Raw genomic sequence first — 16,852 nt, 5'->3', positions numbered from 1 at the left:
GCGCTCCGGTCGGCTACTGGAAGGTGATCCAGTTGACGTTCACGAAGTCGGCGGGCTGGCCGCTGGTGAACGTCAGGTACACGTCGTGCTTGCCGGTGAGGCCGGAGATGTTGGCGGGCACCGTCCGCCAGCTCTGCCAGCCGCCGGTGTTACCGATGGCGAAGGAGCCGACCGGGGTGGCCGTGGGGCTGCCGAGGCGGACCTCCACCAGACCGCTCACGCCGCCGGCCGCGCCGCTGGCGACCCGCGCGACGAACTGCGTGCCGGTGCGCGTGCCGAAGTCGACCCCCCGGTACAGCGCCCAGTTGCCGTTGTTGATGGCGGCGATGTTCTGGCCGCCGCCGGTGTCCGAGGTGCCCTCCACGATGAGCCCGTTCTGCTGGTCGAACGACTCGGCCTGGATGGTGCCGAAGGCGTTGCGGCTGACCGGCGGAGCGGTGGTCGTCGTGGTCGTCGTGGTAGTGGTGGTGGTCGTGGGGTTGACCCCGCCGGTGCCACCGTCGACCCCGGAGCCTGCCGGGCCGCGCCATGCGGTCGACGAGGCGGGCACGGACAGGGTCTGCCCGTCGGAGAACGTCACCGTGGTCGCCGCCGTGCCGGGGTTGTAGGCGACGTAGGTGCGGGCGCCGTTCTTGTTCAGCACCGCGTGGGTCGGCACGTTCGCCGTCACCGACACGTCCGGCGTGCCGAACGCGCTGAGCGAGGTGATCCAGTGGTGGGCGTGGGCGCGCGAGTCCCCGTCCTCCGGGGCCAGTCCGCCGCCGTAGTTGGCCAGCGCCTGCGCGGGGTCGGCCAGCGCGAGGAACTGGGTGATGATGTCCTTCCACTCGACCTCGGTGCCGCCGTTGGCCGCGCGCAGCTCGTTGACGTTGCCGATGATGTCGTTCTTCCACGCCGCGTGGTACAGCGAGCCGCCGGTGATCGGCAGCATGTTGATGCCGTGGATCTCCTCGGGGTTCGCGGTCCACCACGTGCCGTAGGTGCCGCCCGCACCCCAGACGATGCCCAGGGTGTCGTGGCCGTAGGAGGCCGGGAACACCGCGTTGTCCTTGTCGAACCAGTACTGCCCGATCGCCTCTTCCTGCGTGGTGTGCAGGTAGATGCCCGCGTCGCGCAGGGCGGTGTCACCGGTCGCCTGGCCGAACAGCACCGCGGCGGTGGCGAACATCATCGCCTCGGACGAGGACTCCTCGTTGTTGCCGTGCGCGAAGCCCGCGTGCCCGGAGGCCCAGCCGTGGCCCGCGTAGGCGTCGAAGTGGCGCAGGAACGGGAAGCGCGTCTCGCCGCGGTCGTAGTTGTTGGCGTCCTTGACCAGAAGCTTGATCATGCCGCCGTAGCGGGAGTCGGAGGCCCACGCCGGGTCGTGCTGGGCGACCACCGAGGCGGCCAGCACGTAGTAGCCGTAGTGGAAGTGGTGGTCGTTGAGCTCGGCGTCGGTGCCGTAGCCCGACTTGTAGCCGATCAGCGTGCCCCACGTCGCGTCGTAGGCGAAGTGCCGCTCGGTCTCGCCGGGGGAGGCGGTGAGCCAGTCGGTGAGGCGGTCGCGCACCATGCCGATCAGCCGGTCGCGGCCCGCGGTGTAGCCGATCTGGTTGGCCACGCGGGCCAGCGCGGCCAGCCGCCACAACGCCTTGCCGGTCCAGTAGGTGTCGCTGGCGCCCTTCCACGGGTCGGCCGCGTTGAGCTCCTGGTCGATCTCCGCGCGCAGCCGGTTCTTGTCCGCGGACGGGGACAGCGGCAGGGCCGGCAGCACACCGTTGAAGGTGCTGCGGGTGGTGAAGGACGCGCCCTCGCGCAGCCGCATCTCACCGCGCGGCGAGGTGTAGCGGTAAGCGGTCGTGGTGTCGGTGGAGTTGAGCCACTGGTGCCGGTACAGCGCCTGGAGCGTGCCGGTCTGCGTGCCCTGCTTCGCCGTGGTCGTCGCCGTGTAGGTGGCGGTCATCCGGGCGCTGGCGGAGTCGTAGCTCCAGCTGACCTTCGTGTCGGTGACGAAGGAGAAGGCGTAGCGCTGGAACAGCGACAGCGCGTCGCGGGAGGGCAGCACGGCCACCGAGAAGAAGCCCGCCGGGGAGGTGGCCTCCGCCGTGCCGACCAGCGACCAGGCGGCGGGCGAGAACAGCGCGTAGTCCACGCCGTTGACCGTCACGCCCAGCGTGCCGCCGTTGTTGCTCCACACCGAGGTGGGACCGTTGAACGCGACCCGCGCGTTGCCACCGGTGGCCTCGGCGTAGACGTACGGGGACCCGTGGCCGATGGTCGTGCGCAGGGTGCGCGACCCGTCGGTCCACAGCGGACTGACCGTCCAGTCCGACCACCCGTCGACCTGCGTGCGCGGCGCGTTCAGGCCGCTGACGCCGACGAACAGGTCGTCGCGGTGCATGAACTCGTAGTACCGGCCGTCCGGCGTGATGTTCGGCGACGTCGGGTAGCCCACGCCCAGGCCCTGGGCGGCGGCGTGGAACGTCAGCGGGTGGGCGTACATGTTCTCGGAGTACGGGTTGGCCGGGTAGCGCTGGAACACCAGCGAGGACCACCAGTCGTTGGTGGGCACCGGCTTCCCGGCCATCCGCGCGGTCACCTTGGGGGTGAGCGCGGCGCCGTTGCCGTCCGAGGGGCCGACCGTCCCGGCGGGTCGGGAGGCGGCGTAGCTGCCCGCTCCGACGGTGACCGCGTTGGCCGAGCCGGGCAGGGCGAAGGGGACCGCGGCGGCGGCCACGATGGCGACAGCCAGTGCCGCGAGGCGGGGGCGGATCGAGCGCACAGGGACCTCCAGCCAGGGCGCTCTCGACTGTGAGAGCGCTCTCACGGCGTGAACGGTAAACCGAGCTTTGCTCGATGTCTACGCTCAGCCCTCGGCTTCGACCACGCGCAGGTGGTACTCGCAGCCGTACTCCACCGCGTACCGCAGGTCGTAGTGGTGCACGATCTTGGGACCTTCGTGCAGGTGGACATGGGTGAGCGTCGTCTTCGGCTCCTCCTGGGGACGGTCGAAGGAGTCGACCCGCCCGTCCAGCGGGCCGCCGACGAAGCGCACCACGTAAGCGTGCGTCATCCTCCGACCTCCCTCTCCCGACGTCACCACCCATGGTACGAGAGGCCCAGCGCGGTTGCCCCGAGCTGCGGAAACTACTAGCCGGTCGGAGCAGCACCGAACCAACCCGGACGAGCACGGACCACGCCCGCCCGACAACAACACGCCGACCTCGACATCAGCGCATATCCCACCCGATGTGGACGAATCATGCACGCATCGGATTGACCACCGGCTCATCGAGCGCACCATGGAACATTCGAAGCACACTGGAGGTACCTCGTGCTGCGGGACTTCATCGAATTCCTGGAGAAGCACCTGGACGGTTCCGGAATTACCGGCCTGATCAGAGCGGCGGTGGGAATCCTCACCTTCGGCAGCGTGCTGAGCGTCGTTCTGGGGAGCACGGCCATCAAGGCGAGCCTGGTGGTGGCCACCTGCCTGTGCCTGCTCGGCCTGCTGGCCCTCTCGACCGCTCGCAACCGCGCGTTGCGGGCGCAAGTCGACCACGACCGGCATCTGCTCGCCCTGCGCTGCGACGACCTGACCGGCCAAATCGGTCCCGAATGGCACATTCACCACTGGCACGAGTCGTTGACGGTCGCCCGGAACGGGGACGCCATCGTCTCCATCACCGTGCGCGCCACGGTGACCAGCGAGGAACTGCGCTTCCTCCGACTGCGCCTGGGCTCGGGGTGGCAGCAGTCCGAGCATGTCAGGCGGAGAGTGCGAGTGACGACGACCGGAGTCGAAGTCGATCGCCCCGGAAGCACTCAGTGGCATGACACGACCTATTGGCGCGTGGACGGCAGACTGGAGATCCTGGCGCATTGCGTGTCGTCGCCCCCGAGGAAGGGCGACGAGGTGCGCTTGCACATGGAGATCGTGTGGCCGGGCAAGGCAGCACCACTGATGCGCTGTGCCCCCGACGAGTTCACCGTGTGCTTCAGCCGCCCACTGGCCCACCTCACCTACCGCCTCGCGCTGCCCGCGGGCACTCGCTTGAAGCACCAGCCCATCAACTTGCGCGAGGACGTGGACAACTACGCGCTGTCGGTGTTCGCACCCCGGAAGGGGCGGTCGATCGTCGAACTGACAGCCCACGACATCCCGGCGGACCGCAGGGTGGGGATGCGGCTCGAACTGGCCTGACTCACTCCGCCTTGCGCGCCTTCGACGGCTGCACGCGCATCGGCTCGCCGGGCATTTTGGGGTAGTCCGGCGGGTACGGCATCTCCCCGCGCTCGTCCTTGGCGTACCACTCCAGCAGCGCCTCGATCCCGAACGCCTCCGAGTCCAGCGCGGCGTGCGGGTTCCCGTGCTCTTCCAAGTACTGCGGCACGGTGAAGACGTCGAAGTCATCCGGGTCCACAGTGGACAGCAGATCCCACGTCACCGGCGTGGAGACAGTGGCCCGAGCAGTGCCTCGCACCGACCACGCCGAGGCGATCGTGCGATCGCGGGCGGCCTGGTTGAAGTCCAGGAACACCTTCTCACCGCGCTCCTCCTTCCACCACGACGTGGTGGCCAACGACGGGGCCCGGCGCTCCACCTCGCGCGCCAGGGCGATGACCGCGTGCCGCACGTCGATGAAGTCCCACTCCGGTCGGATGCGCACTGCCACGTGCACACCCCGACCGCCGGAAGTCTTGGGATAACCGGTCATGCCCAGCTCGTCGAGGACTTCGCGCAGCACCTGCGCGACCCGCACCGCGTCGGCGAAGCCGGTGCCCGGCTGCGGGTCCAGGTCCACGCGCAGCTCGTCGGGGTGGTCGGTGTCGGGCCTGCGCACCGGCCACGGGTGGAAGTCGAAGGTGCCCAGGTTCGCCGCCCACGCCAGGACGGCGGGCTCGGTCGGGCACACCTCGTCCGCGGGCCTGCCGGAGGGGAACTTCACGCGGGCCGTCTCGACCCACTCGGGAGCGCCCTTGGGCAGGCGCTTCTGGTAGAACGGCTCGCCCTCCACACCGTCGACGTACCGCTTCAACGTCGTGGGGCGGTCGCGCAGCACACCGAGCAGGGGCTCCGCGACGGCCAGGTAGTACTCCACGACCTGCCGCTTGGTGATCCCCCGCGACGGGAAGTAGACCTTGTCCGGGTTGGACACCCGCACCACGCGCTCGCCTACGGTCAGTTCCAGAGCCTGGGCCACTCCGGGAGCCTAACCCCACTGACCGGGCCGGCGACGCGATTCGCGCCGAGGCGGCAGATGAGCCCGATCGGTTTGTCCACCCGCGCAAGGCGTCCCACCGTCGGGTGATCGATCGGATGGCGCACTGTCGCCGGAGGTCCGCCCTCGCCAGCATCTGCGCATGAACCCGACCGTGAGGGCGGAAGAACTCGGCACGGAGCTGCGCGCGCTGCGCAAGGCCAACGGGCTGAGCCTGGAGGAGGCGGGCGAGCGGATCTCCGCGTCGGCCGCCAAGGTCAGCCGGATCGAGACCGGCAAGTGCGGCGGCTCGTCCGAGGACGTGGCCGCGCTGCTCGCGGTGTACCGGTGCGTCGGGTCGAAGCGGGCGGAACTGCTGGACCTGGCGCGCGGGGTCGACCGGCTCGGCTGGTGGCAGCGCGCCAAGCCGGACTTCGCGCACCGCCAGCGCACGCTGATCAACCTGGAGGCCAGGGCCGACCTGATCGTCAGCTTCGAGGGGATGAACGTGCCGGGATTGCTGCAAACCGGCGAGTACACACGCGCGTTGATGATCGAGAGCGGCATCATTCCGGAAGCCGAGGTCGAAGGCCGCATGGTGACGCGGATGCAGCGGCACGCTGTGCTGCTGAAACCCGATGCACCACAGCTGATCGCGTTCATCGACGAACTGGTTCTTCACCGAGCGATCGGCGGTGTGGACGTGCTGCGACGCCAACTGGGGCATTTGGTGGAGGCTGCGCGGGAGCCGAACACCATCCTCCGCGTGCTGCCGAACGCTGGCGGCCATGCGGGCGCGAACGGCGCGTTCAGCCTCATCCGCAGGTCAAGCGGGCACAAAGTGGTGTTCCTGGAGAACCTGACCTCAAGCCTCTTCCTCGAAGAGCCGAACGAGATCAAGACCTACGAGACAGCCATCCGGGCGCTGGGCGAGCATGCCCTGGATCCGCAAGAATCGATCCGGGTGATCGCCGAACAGGCACGCAAACTGGAGGTGAATGCCGGATGACCACACGACAGGGCTGGCGCAAGAGCAGCTACAGCGGTACTCAGGAGAACTGCGTCGAGGTGGCGATGACCACCGCTCAGGTCGGGGTCCGCGACTCCAAGCACCCCGCCGCAGGCGAACTCTCCTTCCCGCCCGCGACCTTCACCGCATTCTTGCGGAAAGTTCACCTGATCGGACGTGGAGAGCAATAGCGCACCACATCCCCGCGCAATCACCGATACAGTCCCCGGCTGACTCGAACTCGACCGCTGGCGTCGACCAGGGCACGTGCCGGGACAATTCGACGGTGGCGTACAGCGGCCGGACGCCGACTCCCCGATGGGACGACACACGTTCATGAACCACGCGCTCGTCCGCGTCCTGACCGGCTGCGCCGCCGGACTCGCCTTGACTTCCACTGCCTGCTCCGGTGGGCCTAGCACGGCAACGCCCCCTCCCAGCACCGGCGCGGCCGTTGGCGGTGCCAGCACCAGGCCGGACACCGATGCCCTGGTGGGCGTCAAGCCCTGCGACCTGCTGACAGGCGCCGAAGCCGAGTCGCTCGGACTCGGCGCTTCCGGAGAAGCCGATGAGGTCGGCAGCGCCGACACCTGCCTCTGGAGCACGACCGGCAAGGGCGGGGTGACCGTCGGAGTCCGCCCCGAGCAGGGGTTCGACGACCTGGACTACACGGGCGATCCGACCACACCAGTCGAGTTGGGCAAGTTCGACGGGGTCCGGGTCGAAGCACCCAACGGCGGCAAAGGCACTTGCCACGTCGTGATCGATGTGGCCGACTCCGCCAGTGTGCAGATCGCCGCGCACCTCAGGGCGACTTCCACCGACACCGCGGCAGCGTGCGAACGGGCTGTCGAAGCCGCCGAGTTGGTAGCGGCCAAGTTGCCCTGATCGCCACCTCGCGATGCGCAGTGGAATTCCATTCGGATTGGACAAGTGGGTGAACTGCTCTTCACTCGCCGCTTTACTACGGACAGTTCGCCCAATCGGCTATAGATAGCGGTTTTCCGCCAAATCCCCGCCGCCAGGCCGATACAGTCCCCGGCTGACCACAGAGCGCAACCGGGGGAGGTTCGTACTGTGAGTGCCGATGCGGGCTCGACGAGCGATGTCGGCCAGTACGCGATGGAGCAGTACCGGGAGCAACAACAAGGTGGCGGGGGCCTCGCCGGTCTGCTCACCCTGGGCGTGGGTCAGGTCGTCGCCGCCGCCAAGGCGTTGGCCGCCGCGACCGAGGCCCAAGCCCTGTCGGTGGACCCGCACGTGGTGGACGCGATGCTCAAGAAGCTCACCGACATGCAGGACGCCTTGGACCAGGCCGTCGGACGGGCTCACGTGCTCAGCGCCAACACCCCGCTGGGCGGCGGGTACGCCGAGGAGATCGGCCGGGTCAACAGACAGCTCGGGGAGCAGGCGATCACCGGGGTCATCCCCGACATGGTCGCCGCCATCGAAGACCTCAAGACCCAGATCGAGAAGAGCCGGGCCTCCTACCAGAACGTCGACGAGGCCAAGGGCAAGACCTTCGACAACCTGTGACGGGACGACGCACCCCATGAACCCCACACTCGCCCGCATCCCGGTCGTCTGCGTCGCCGGGCTCGCACTGCTGGCCACCGCCTGCACCAGTGAGGAGGTGGGCACTCCCACCGCGGGCGCGGGTGCCAGCACCTCGAACAGCAGCCGCACCTCGAACAGCGGCACCGCCGAGCGGGGTAGCGCGCTGGCCGACGTGCGGCCCTGCGACCTGCTCACCGGCAACGAGGTCACCAGCCTCGGCCTCACCAACCCCGGCGAGTCCGACAACATCGGCGGCACCGACTCCTGCCAGTGGAGCGTGAGCGGCAACGGCGGGCTCATCGTCGGGGTCCGCCCCGAAGCGGGCTTGGACGACATCAGTTACGACCGGGACAAGGCGATCTCGGCCACCGTCGGCAAGTACGAGGCGGTCAAGGTGGAAGCACCTCGCGGTTCCAGGAGTTCCTGCGAAGTCCTCATCCCGGTCTCCGACTCCGCATCCGTCCAAGTCGTGGGGAACTTGAAGTCCACCTCCACCGACACCGCGGCGGCGTGCGAGCGGACCACCAAGGCCGCCGAGCTGATAGCGCCCAAGCTGCCCTGACCGGCGCATGTCCCGAGGGGGGATGACATGACCTACGAGCGACCGGTGGCGCCCACGCCCACCGCCAACTACCCCGCGCACGAGCACGCGGAGATGCAGCGGCAGGTCAACGAGAAGTTCGACCCGGCGGTGGCGGGGCAGATCGCCGACGAGTGGAAGGCCATCGGGGCCACGTTCACCGAGTTGGCGGTGGACTTCACCGTCATCGTCAACGGGTCGCAGGCGGGGTGGACGGGGAGCGCGGCGGAGGGGGCCCGCGCCGCGCTGGCCAAGGTCGGCGAGTTCAGCGACATGACCGGCGACCACTTCACCGCCACCGGGGCGGCGCTGCAGGCGCAGACCGACGTCGCCGCCGAGGCGAAGGCGCGGATGCCGGAACCGGTCGAGTTCGACCCCGGCCGGATGTTCCTGGAGGGGATGGGTGGCGGCATCGTCGGCATCGCCGCGCTGCCGGTGACCATGCCGCTGCGGTGGGCGCAGTCGGAGAGCGCCAAGGCGCAGGCCGTCCAGGTGATGCGGGACCGGGACGAGGGGATGCGGGCGGCGGTGGGCTCGATGCCGGGGTTCACCGAGATCCCGGTGGTGACGCAGGACCAGGGTGTGGCGACCTCCTCCACGCAGACCTCGTCGGTGAGCACCGCCACGATCAACGACCGCGTCGGTCCCACGGGTGTCGCCGACAGCGCCCGCGACAGTGCCCGCGACGCCGACGGTGCCCGCGACACCACGCGCGCGTCGTGGACTCCGCCACCGGCGGTCACGCCGCCGCCTCCCGGCACACCACCGCCCGGCACGCCGCCGACGGCTCCCCCGACTCCGGGGCCGTCCACGCTTCCGCAGGGCTGGGTTCCCGGACCTTCCGGTGGCGGCAGGCCGCCTGCGGACGGGCGATTAGTGCCAGGACCAGGACCAGGACCGGTGCCAGGGCCGGGATCGGTGCCGCCGGGCGGCAGGCCGCTGCCGCCCGGTGCGCGGCCGGGGCTAGGTCCGGGCGGCGGTTCCGCCGGGCGGGGCGCGGGCGGTGCCGGTGCGGCCGGAGCGGGGCGCGGCGGGGTTCCGGGTGGTCTCCCCGGTGGCGCGAAGGGCGGGGTTCCCGGCACGAGCAGTGGCGTCGCGCCCGGACGCGGGCCGAGCACGGGCTTCGGCCCGACAGGTGCCGGGCAGCCCGGTGGTGGCGCGGCCGGGCAGGCGGCGGCTCGCGGGGGCGCGCCCGTGGCGGGCGCGGGCGTCGGGGCAGGCCAGGGCCAGGGCGAGGAGGACCAGGAGCACAAGGCGAAGTACCTGATCCCCACCGACGAGTACTTCGACGACGACCGGCTCGTCGCCCCGCCGACGATCGGTGGCGAATGAGCGCCGCGATCACGCTGTCCCTGCCCGAGTTCGACGTGCTGTGGGAGGACCTGCGGGCCGGGGCGGTGCCCTACCCGTTCGGCATCGCCCAGCACGGGCTCACGCTGGACGAGCGCGCCCGGATCAGGGCCGACGTGCACGCGGGGCTGGAACGCCGCGGGCTGGTCCGCCGGGGCGGCCCGGAGCCGGAGCTGGCGAACGCGCTGCGCCTGCTGGCCGAACCGGAGGTCCGGATCACCGTCATGGGGATGCCGGACGCCGCCACCGAGGAGCTGCTGCGCGCGCTGGTGGCGGCGCGCGGCGGGGACGCGGTGCTGGCCGTGCAGCGGGGCGACGTCGTGCGGCTGGAGCCGCTGCGCGACGTGAGCCTGGCCGCCGCCGCGGTGAGCGTGCTGCCCAGGCAGCGGCCGGGGCCGGGCAGGCCGGTCACGGTGCCCGCGTCCGCGCTCGGGCCGAGGGCTCCCCGTGAGGGGTTCGCGCGGCCGGTGCGCGGCAGCGCCGACGACGACGTCCGGGCGCTGCTGGCGATGCTGGCGGGGCCGATCACCGGCACCGGGCACTTCTCGGTCACCGTCGAGGGGCGGCCCCCGGCCGCCCCGGTGAGCTGGATCGACACCCCGCGCGGCCGGTACGCGGGCACCGGCCGGGAGTGGCTGACCGTCGCCCCGGCCGACCACGACGGGCTGGCCAGGCGGATCAGCCAGGCGCTCGCGCCGACAGGCCGGTGATCAGCGCCTCCAGCGCCAGCTCGAAGCTGTCGTGGTCCAGTTCCCGCGCCACGGCGGGCAGCAGGTGGGCCTTGTCCAGGTTGGGGTACCGGTCGCCGTACTCCCGCGCGTCCCACCCGCTGGAGAACGAGTTCAGCGCCGAGCCGAACACCAGGTACATCAGCGCCGCCGCGATCATGGTGGCCTCGCGCCGCGACCAGCCCGCGGCGACCAGGCCGCCGTGCACGGTGTCGAGCCTGCGCAGGGACGCTTCGCGGTGAGCCGGGCCGTAGGCCAGGAAGGGCACGATGTTGGGGTGCGCCGCCAGCGCCGCGCGGTAGGAGCGGGCCGTGCTGCGCAGGCCGTGCCGCCAGTCGCCGCGGACGAACCCGCTGACGTCCACCTCCGCCAGTATCTCGCCCGCGACCTCGTGCAGCAGGTCTTCCTTGGTGCTCACGTGCCCGTAGAGGGAGGCGGCCTGGACGCCCAGCTCGGCGGCGAGCTTGCGCATGGACAGGCCGTCCAGGCCGTCCCGGTCGATGATGTCCAGTGCGGTGGTCCGGATGCGCGCGGCGCTCAGGATCGGACTCCTCGGCATGGCGCTCCCCTTGCCCGTGGTCGGCTCCGCGCCTACGTTAGATAACCTAACACTGTTCGTTCAGGAGGTCGGCCGGGTGGATCTGCGCGTTCCGGAGGAACACCGGCAACTGGTGGACCTGGCCAGGCGGTTCACCCGCGAGCGGATCGTCCCGCACGCCGCGCGCTGGGACCGCGACGAGGCGATCGACCGCGACCTGGTGCCCGCGCTGGGCGAGGTGGGCTTCCTCGGCCTGGGCGTGCCCGAGGCCGACGGCGGCTCCGGTGGGGACAACCTGGCGTACTGCCTGGTCCTGGAGGAGATCGCGGCGGGCGACTCGGCGGTGCGCGGGATCATCTCCGTCTCCCTGGGCCTGGTCGGCAAGACCATCGCCGCGCACGGCACCGCCGAGCAGAAGGCGCGGTGGCTGCCTCGGTTGTGCTCCGGCCAGGCATTGGGCTGCTTCGGGCTGACCGAGCCGGGCACCGGCTCCGACGCCGGGTCGCTGGCCACCTCGGCCGAGCGCGACGGCGACGACTGGCTGATCACCGGGCGCAAGGTGTTCATCACCAACGGGACGTGGGCCGACGTGGCGCTGGTCTTCGCCCGCACCGGTGGCCCCGGCCCGCGCGGCATCACCGCGTTCCTGGTGCCCACCGACTCCCCCGGCTTCCAGGCCACCGAGATCCGCGGCAAGCTCGGGATGCGCGGCCAGGCCACCGCCGAGCTGGTCCTCGACCGCGTGCGGGTGCCCGACAGCGCCCGGCTGGGCGAGCCGGGGCAGGGCTTCAAGCTGGCCATGGCCGCGCTGGACCGGGGCCGGATGTCGGTGGCCGCCGGCTGCGTGGGGGCCGCGCGGGGCGCGCTGGAGGCGAGCATCGCCTACGCCAAGCAGCGCGAGCAGTTCGGCAAGCCCATCGCCGGGTTCCAGCTGGTGCAGGAGCTGCTGGCGGACATGGCCGTGGAGACCGACGCCGCCCGCCTGCTCACCTGGCGCTGCGCCGACCTGGCCGACCGGGGCGAGCCGTTCGGCACCGAGGCGTCCATGGCCAAGCTCTACGCCAGCGAGGCCGCGGTCCGGGTGGCCAACAACGCCATCCAGGTCTTCGGCGGGTACGGCTACGTCGACGAGTACCCGGTCGGCAAGTACCTGCGCGACACCCGCGTCACCACCCTCTACGAGGGCACCAGCCAGATCCAGAAGTTGCTCATCGGCCGGGCGCTGACCGGCGTCAACGCGTTCGCGTAGAGAGGCACGCCAATGGACTTCACGCTCGACGAGGAGCAGCGGGAGATCCGCGACTGGGTGCGCACCTTCGTGCGCCGGGAGCTGCTGCCGCTGGAGCCGGAGGTGCTGCGCCGCGAGCGCGCCAACCAGCCGGGCCTGACCCGCGACGAGCTCAAGCAGCTGCAGGACAAGGCCAAGGCGGCCGGGTTCTTCGGCGTGCTGACGCCGCAGGAGTACGGCGGCATGGGCCTGGGCGCGCTGATGGCCGCGCTGCTGGAGGCGGAGCTGGGCCGCACCTTCGTGCCGTTCCGGTTCGGCGGCTACGCCGACAACATCCTCTACCACGCCAACGAGGAGCAGAAGCAGCGCTACCTGCTGCCGACCATCTCCGGCGAGCGCACCTCCTGCTTCGCGATCACCGAGCCCGGCGCGGGGTCGGACGCCAAGGCGATCCGCACCTCCGCCCGCAAGGAGGGCGCGGAGTGGGTGATCAACGGCGAGAAGACGTTCATCACCCAGGGCAACGAGGCCGACTTCGCGATGGTGTTCGCGGTGACCGACAAGGACCGGGGCGCCGACGGCGGCGTCACCTGCTTCCTGGTCGACCGCGAGATGGGCTGGCGGTCCGAGCCCATCCCGACGATGGGCCAGTGGGGGCCCGCCGCGCTGGTGTTCGACGAGGTGCGGGTGCCCGAGCAGAACGTGCTGGGCGAGGTCGGCCACGGCTTCACGCTGGCCATGCAGTGGATCGGCCAGGGCCGCTACCTGCTGCCCGCCCGCGCGCTGGGCTCGTGCGAGCGGCTGGTGGAGATGGCCATCGAGCAGGCGCGCAACCGGGTCACCTTCGGCAAGCCCATCGCCGAGTACCAGGCGATCCAGTGGATGCTGGCGGACTCGGCGGTGGAGATCGAGGCGCTGCGCTGGCTGGTGCTGCACGCCGCGTGGCTGGTCGACCAGGGCGCGGACTCGCGGCACGCGCAGTCCATGGCCAAGCTGTACGGCGGGGTCAAGGCCAACGAGATCGTCGACCGGGTGCTGCAGATCCACGGCGGCATGGGCTACACCCGCGAGCTGCCGATCGAGCGCTGGTACCGGGAGCTGCGGCTGCTGCGCATCTACGAGGGGACCGACGAGATCCAGCGGCGGACCATCGCCCGCAACCTCATCAAGGGCCACGCGAAGGTCACCGGATCGCTGGGCTGACCCGGCTCTCACCCGTTCGGGTAACGGTGCACTGAAGGAGGTAAGGCTGGCACCCGCCGGAGGTCGGGTGCGCACCGCAGGGACTCTCCGCGTTCGGATCAGCACTATGGGTGCATGTCATCCCGATCCGCGCTCTTCGAGGCAGACCTGACGCGACTGCGCATCCGCACCGGGGCGGGCACCTTCGACGCGGTCGCCGCCGGTCCGGCGGCCGGCCGCAAGGTGCTGCTGCTGCACGGCGCCTCGGAGTGCGCAGCCGAGTGGTGCCACCAGCTGCGCGCGCTGGCCGCGCACGGCTACCGCGCGGTCGCGCCCGACCTGCGCGGCTACTCCCCCGGCGTGCGCCCCCGGCTGGTGGACGGCTACCGGCTGGGGCACGCCGCGCGGGACGTGGCGGAGATCGCCGACGAGCTGGGCTGGCGGCGGTTCGACCTGGTCGGCCACGACTGGGGGGCGAGCGCGGCGTGGATCGCCGCGGCCCGCTGCCCGCTGCGCGTGCGCACGCTGACCGCGGTGTCCGCGCCGCACCCGGGCGCGTTCGCGCACGCCTTGCGCACCGACCCCGGCCAGTGGCGCCGGTGGGCGTACCTGGACCACCTGCGCGCACCGGGGGCCGAGCGCGAGCTGCTGGCGCACGGCGCGGCCCGGTTGCGCGCGGGGTGGCCGGAGTCCATCCCGCACGAGCGGGTCACCCACTACGTGCGCAGGCTCAGCGAGCCGGGCGCGCTCACCGCCGCGCTGAACTGGTACCGGGCCAACGACTTCACCGAGTCCTACCAGCCGGTGCCGGTGCCGACGCGGTTCCTGTGGGGCGAGGACGACGGCGTGGTGAGCCCGGAGACGGCGCGGAGCACGGCCGACTGGGTGACCGGCCCGTACCGGTTCGAGGCGCTGGCGGGCGTGGGCCGCTTCGTGCCGGAGGAGGCCGAGGAGGAGACCACCGCGCACCTGCTGGACCACCTGGCCGCGCACTGAACGCCCCCGAGCGGACCCGCCACGGGCACCCCACGCGCCCACGCGGTCAACCTCCTCGCTGTGCCCCGTCAGGCGATCCGGCAGGCGGCGGCACCGTTGTGCAGGAAGCGGGCACGGCCGTGCCCGTCGGAGCCGACCAGGGACAGGACTTGGTGGACGCCGGACTTCGGTTCCGCGGTGATGACCGAGTCGTCGTTGAGGCGGACGACCTCGACGCGGCTCTCCGCCCCGCCGAGGAAGGACCGGGCGATGTCATTTCGCGCGCGGTAGGTGAGGAACGCGCGACCCTGCTCGCTGGTCAGGGTGATGTCGTACAGCGTTGAGCGGTACGTGCCGCACATGCGGCCCGCGTCGATCCCGCCGGGGTCTGGGGGCGGCACGGGCAGTGGTGCCGTCTCGACGCGGGCGAGGTCCCTGAGCACGGCGCCGAAGATCTCGTGGGCCAGCGGCTCACCGCCCGTGCTGTTGGTCAGCACGGCCACCGCCACCCCCGCCGAGGGGACCACGCGCAGGAACGCCTTCTGCCCCTTGGCGACACCGGTGTGGCCGACGACGCCGTCCCGGTAGAGCATCCAGCCGAGCCCCCAGCCGATGACGCCGCCGCCGAAGTCCGGGACGGAGTCGACCTGAGGTTCGCGCAGTGCGGCCAGCGCGCGGTCGGTGAGGTGCGGGCGGACGAACTCCAGCAGGTCGCGTGCGCTGATCGCGAGGTGCGAACCGCTGGGCGCGGCGCAGTAGGAAACCGCCCACTCCTTCACCGGGACGACCTCTCCTCCGGTCCGGGTGTGGCCGACCGCGACGCGGTGCAGGATCGCCTCGTAGGCATCGGTGGCGGCGGTGCGCAAACCCAGTGGTACCACCAGTCGTTCGCGGAGCACGTCGTGGAATGGCTTGTCGCGCAACACCTCCACCAGCCTGCCGAGCACCACGTACCCGCTGTTGGAGTAGGAGAAGACGGTGTCGGGCGGGAAGGGGTGCTCCGCTTCGGCGAGGGTGGCGACGAACTTCCCGATCGCGTCGTCGTTGCGCCCGGTGTCGGTGAAGTGGTTGCCGTCGATACCGCCGGTGTGGGTGAGCAGGTGGCGGGCGGTCAGGGACTCGGTGGCGGCCGCGTCGCCGAGCCGGAAGCCGGGCAGGTAGTCGCGAACGGGGCGGTCGAGGTCCAGTGCGCCGTCGTCGACCAACTGCCGGATCAGCGTGGCCGTCCAGATCTTGGTGATCGAGCCGATCTTGAACACCGAGTCGGTCGTGGCCTCGACCCGTGTGCGCAGGCTCAGCACCCCTGCGGCCTCGTCCTGGATCTCCCCGTCGGCCAGCACGGCGACCTGCGCGCCCGGCACGTCGTGCTTCGCGACGAGCTCGTCCAGATCCCACTTCATCACGCCAGGCTAGGGCGCATGGCGGTGGCACCGGTGGACGGTGTCCGGCACCCGATCCGCTTCACCCGGTCCAGCAGCTCGGAAACCAGCACTTAGAGTGGCGACCACCGATGGTGAGCTTTGCTAAGGAGGGTCGGGATGGCGCACGAACTGGTCGCCGAGGTCTGGCGGGGCGAGTTCCTGGAGTCCGTGCACCACGGCTCGGTCGTCGCGCTGAACGGGGACGGGGAGCAGGTCCTCGCGGTGGGACGGCCGCAGGACACCACCTACCCGCGCTCCTCGAACAAGCCGATCCAGGCGCTGGCCATGCTGCGCCACGGCCTCGACCTCGACGGTGAGCTGCTCGCGCTGGCCTGCGCCAGCCACTCCGGCGAGGACTTCCACGTCGCGGGCGTCGGGCGTGTGCTGGCCCGCGCCGGCCTGACCTACGACGACCTGCGGTGCACCCCCGACCTGCCGCTGGGCGAGCGGGCGCGGGTCGCGCACCTGGCCTCGGGCCGGGGTCCGGAGCCCCGGTACATGAACTGCTCCGGCAAGCACGCCGCCATGCTGGCCACCTGCGTGGCCGCGGGCTGGCCGACCGACAGCTACCTCGACCCCGAGCACCCCCTCCAGCTGGCCGTCCGCGACGCGCTGGAGGAGCTGGCGGGCGAGCCGGTGGGCGCGGTCGGCGTGGACGGCTGCGGCGCGCCGCTGTTCGGCATCAGCCTGGTCGGGCTGGCCAGGGCGTTCGGCGCGCTGGCCAGCGCCGCGCCCGGCACGGTGGAGCACCGCGTCGCCACCGCGATGAGGAGCCACCCGGAGTGGGTCGGCGGCACGGGTCGCGACGTGACGGCGCTGATGCGCGGCATCCCCGGCGCCGTGGCCAAGGACGGGGCCGAGGGCGTCTACGCCATCGGCCTGCCCGACGGCTCGGCGGTGGCGTGCAAGATCGCCGACGGGTCCAGCCGCGCGCGGGCGGTGGTCCTGGTGGCCGCGCTGCGCAGGCTGGGCGTGCGGGCGCCCGAGGAGCTGGCGACCTTCCCGGTGCTGGGCCACGGCAGGCAGGTGGGCGCGGTGCGCCCGGCGGTGGCGCTGGCGGGCTGACCCGGCGGATCGGCGCGGCGGATCGGCGCGGCGGGCCCG

General features: G+C 71.5%; 17 protein-coding genes. 12 read left to right on the top strand and 5 right to left on the bottom strand.

From position 1 onward, the window contains the following. Positions 1-13: 13 nt before the first annotated feature. Complete coding sequence (locus JOF41_RS36575) at positions 14-2,761, bottom strand: glycosyl hydrolase (protein ID WP_307867224.1); 2,748 nt, start codon at positions 2,759-2,761, stop codon at positions 14-16. An 84-nt stretch (positions 2,762-2,845) separates the two neighbouring features. Then, complete coding sequence (locus JOF41_RS04090) at positions 2,846-3,052, bottom strand: DUF8847 domain-containing protein (protein ID WP_189226040.1); 207 nt, start codon at positions 3,050-3,052, stop codon at positions 2,846-2,848. A 261-nt stretch (positions 3,053-3,313) separates the two neighbouring features. Between JOF41_RS04090 and JOF41_RS04085 the strand changes: the two genes are divergently transcribed. After that, positions 3,314-4,183, top strand: coding sequence for a hypothetical protein (locus JOF41_RS04085; RefSeq protein WP_209616233.1), 870 nt, complete (start codon positions 3,314-3,316; stop codon positions 4,181-4,183). Between the two features lies 1 nt (position 4,184). On the opposite strand, the gene ligD is transcribed toward JOF41_RS04085, so the two are convergent. Then, a complete protein-coding gene (ligD, locus tag JOF41_RS04080; protein ID WP_209616230.1) occupies positions 4,185-5,183 on the bottom strand; it encodes a non-homologous end-joining DNA ligase in 999 nt (332 codons plus the stop codon). A gap of 160 nt (positions 5,184-5,343) precedes the next feature. Here ligD and JOF41_RS04075 point away from each other — a divergent pair, with 160 nt between their 5' ends. The 7 genes from JOF41_RS04075 (at position 5,344) to JOF41_RS04045 (ending at position 10,386) form a co-directional block, all read left to right on the top strand. After that, positions 5,344-6,189 carry a helix-turn-helix domain-containing protein gene (locus JOF41_RS04075; protein ID WP_209616229.1) on the top strand — a complete coding sequence of 282 codons (846 nt, stop codon included), beginning with the start codon at positions 5,344-5,346 and terminating at the stop codon, positions 6,187-6,189. Next, positions 6,186-6,380: a DUF397 domain-containing protein gene (locus JOF41_RS04070; protein ID WP_209616227.1), complete on the top strand. Its 195-nt coding sequence runs from the start codon at positions 6,186-6,188 to the stop codon at positions 6,378-6,380. The genes JOF41_RS04075 and JOF41_RS04070 overlap by 4 nt, the downstream gene beginning before the upstream one ends. A 127-nt stretch (positions 6,381-6,507) precedes the next feature. Further along, a complete protein-coding gene (locus JOF41_RS04065) occupies positions 6,508-7,077 on the top strand; it encodes a DUF3558 family protein (RefSeq protein ID WP_307867223.1) in 570 nt (189 codons plus the stop codon). A gap of 189 nt (positions 7,078-7,266) precedes the next feature. Next, a complete protein-coding gene (locus tag JOF41_RS04060; protein ID WP_209616223.1) occupies positions 7,267-7,725 on the top strand; it encodes a hypothetical protein in 459 nt (152 codons plus the stop codon). A 16-nt stretch (positions 7,726-7,741) separates the two neighbouring features. Then, positions 7,742-8,308 carry a DUF3558 domain-containing protein gene (locus JOF41_RS04055; protein ID WP_189226047.1) on the top strand — a complete coding sequence of 189 codons (567 nt, stop codon included), beginning with the start codon at positions 7,742-7,744 and terminating at the stop codon, positions 8,306-8,308. Positions 8,309-8,335: 27 nt separating this feature from the next. Continuing rightward, positions 8,336-9,658, top strand: a complete 1,323-nt coding sequence (locus JOF41_RS04050; protein WP_209616221.1) for a hypothetical protein — start codon at positions 8,336-8,338, stop codon at positions 9,656-9,658. Then, positions 9,655-10,386: an ESX secretion-associated protein EspG gene (locus JOF41_RS04045; protein WP_209616218.1), complete on the top strand. Its 732-nt coding sequence runs from the start codon at positions 9,655-9,657 to the stop codon at positions 10,384-10,386. Before JOF41_RS04050 ends, JOF41_RS04045 begins: the two co-directional genes overlap by 4 nt. On the opposite strand, the gene JOF41_RS04040 is transcribed toward JOF41_RS04045, so the two are convergent. Next, complete coding sequence (locus JOF41_RS04040; RefSeq protein WP_209616215.1) at positions 10,355-10,963, bottom strand: TetR/AcrR family transcriptional regulator C-terminal domain-containing protein; 609 nt, start codon at positions 10,961-10,963, stop codon at positions 10,355-10,357. The two genes, JOF41_RS04045 and JOF41_RS04040, sit on opposite strands and share 32 nt — an antisense overlap. Positions 10,964-11,039: 76 nt before the next feature. Between JOF41_RS04040 and JOF41_RS04035 the strand changes: the two genes are divergently transcribed. From JOF41_RS04035 to JOF41_RS04025, 3 genes are all read left to right on the top strand, one after another. Further along, positions 11,040-12,191: an acyl-CoA dehydrogenase family protein gene (locus JOF41_RS04035; RefSeq protein ID WP_307867222.1), complete on the top strand. Its 1,152-nt coding sequence runs from the start codon at positions 11,040-11,042 to the stop codon at positions 12,189-12,191. Between the two features lie 12 nt (positions 12,192-12,203). After that, positions 12,204-13,373: an acyl-CoA dehydrogenase family protein gene (locus JOF41_RS04030; protein ID WP_189226052.1), complete on the top strand. Its 1,170-nt coding sequence runs from the start codon at positions 12,204-12,206 to the stop codon at positions 13,371-13,373. Between the two features lie 114 nt (positions 13,374-13,487). Continuing rightward, positions 13,488-14,348 carry an alpha/beta fold hydrolase gene (locus JOF41_RS04025; RefSeq protein WP_209616212.1) on the top strand — a complete coding sequence of 287 codons (861 nt, stop codon included), beginning with the start codon at positions 13,488-13,490 and terminating at the stop codon, positions 14,346-14,348. A 68-nt stretch (positions 14,349-14,416) separates the two neighbouring features. On the opposite strand, the gene JOF41_RS04020 is transcribed toward JOF41_RS04025, so the two are convergent. Further along, complete coding sequence (locus JOF41_RS04020) at positions 14,417-15,727, bottom strand: serine hydrolase domain-containing protein (protein ID WP_209616209.1); 1,311 nt, start codon at positions 15,725-15,727, stop codon at positions 14,417-14,419. Between the two features lie 138 nt (positions 15,728-15,865). On the opposite strand from JOF41_RS04020, the gene JOF41_RS04015 reads away from it, so the two are divergent. Next, entirely contained in the window at positions 15,866-16,813 is a 948-nt protein-coding gene (locus JOF41_RS04015; protein WP_189226055.1) for an asparaginase, read from the top strand. Positions 16,814-16,852 lie beyond the last annotated feature (39 nt).

The organism is Saccharothrix coeruleofusca, from assembly GCF_017876325.1.
Taxonomy (GTDB): Bacteria; Actinomycetota; Actinomycetes; order Mycobacteriales; family Pseudonocardiaceae; genus Actinosynnema; species Actinosynnema coeruleofuscum.
The sequence above is the reverse complement of the archived record's forward strand: the minus strand, read 5'-3'. Positions and strand labels throughout refer to the sequence as shown.

Excerpts from the sequence above, each read along its gene's own strand:
- JOF41_RS04090 (WP_189226040.1), bottom strand. The coding sequence starts at position 3,052 with ATGACGCACGCTTACGTGGTGCGCTTCGTCGGCGGCCCGCTGGACGGG.
- JOF41_RS04075 (WP_209616229.1), top strand. The coding sequence starts at position 5,344 with ATGAACCCGACCGTGAGGGCGGAAGAACTCGGCACGGAGCTGCGCGCG.
- JOF41_RS04070 (WP_209616227.1), top strand. The coding sequence starts at position 6,186 with ATGACCACACGACAGGGCTGGCGCAAGAGCAGCTACAGCGGTACTCAG.
- JOF41_RS04065 (WP_307867223.1), top strand. The coding sequence starts at position 6,508 with ATGGGACGACACACGTTCATGAACCACGCGCTCGTCCGCGTCCTGACC.
- JOF41_RS04055 (WP_189226047.1), top strand. The coding sequence starts at position 7,742 with ATGAACCCCACACTCGCCCGCATCCCGGTCGTCTGCGTCGCCGGGCTC.
- JOF41_RS04050 (WP_209616221.1), top strand. The coding sequence starts at position 8,336 with ATGACCTACGAGCGACCGGTGGCGCCCACGCCCACCGCCAACTACCCC.
- JOF41_RS04045 (WP_209616218.1), top strand. The coding sequence starts at position 9,655 with ATGAGCGCCGCGATCACGCTGTCCCTGCCCGAGTTCGACGTGCTGTGG.
- JOF41_RS04040 (WP_209616215.1), bottom strand. The coding sequence starts at position 10,963 with ATGCCGAGGAGTCCGATCCTGAGCGCCGCGCGCATCCGGACCACCGCA.
- JOF41_RS04030 (WP_189226052.1), top strand. The coding sequence starts at position 12,204 with ATGGACTTCACGCTCGACGAGGAGCAGCGGGAGATCCGCGACTGGGTG.
- JOF41_RS04025 (WP_209616212.1), top strand. The coding sequence starts at position 13,488 with ATGTCATCCCGATCCGCGCTCTTCGAGGCAGACCTGACGCGACTGCGC.
- JOF41_RS04020 (WP_209616209.1), bottom strand. The coding sequence starts at position 15,727 with ATGAAGTGGGATCTGGACGAGCTCGTCGCGAAGCACGACGTGCCGGGC.
- JOF41_RS04015 (WP_189226055.1), top strand. The coding sequence starts at position 15,866 with ATGGCGCACGAACTGGTCGCCGAGGTCTGGCGGGGCGAGTTCCTGGAG.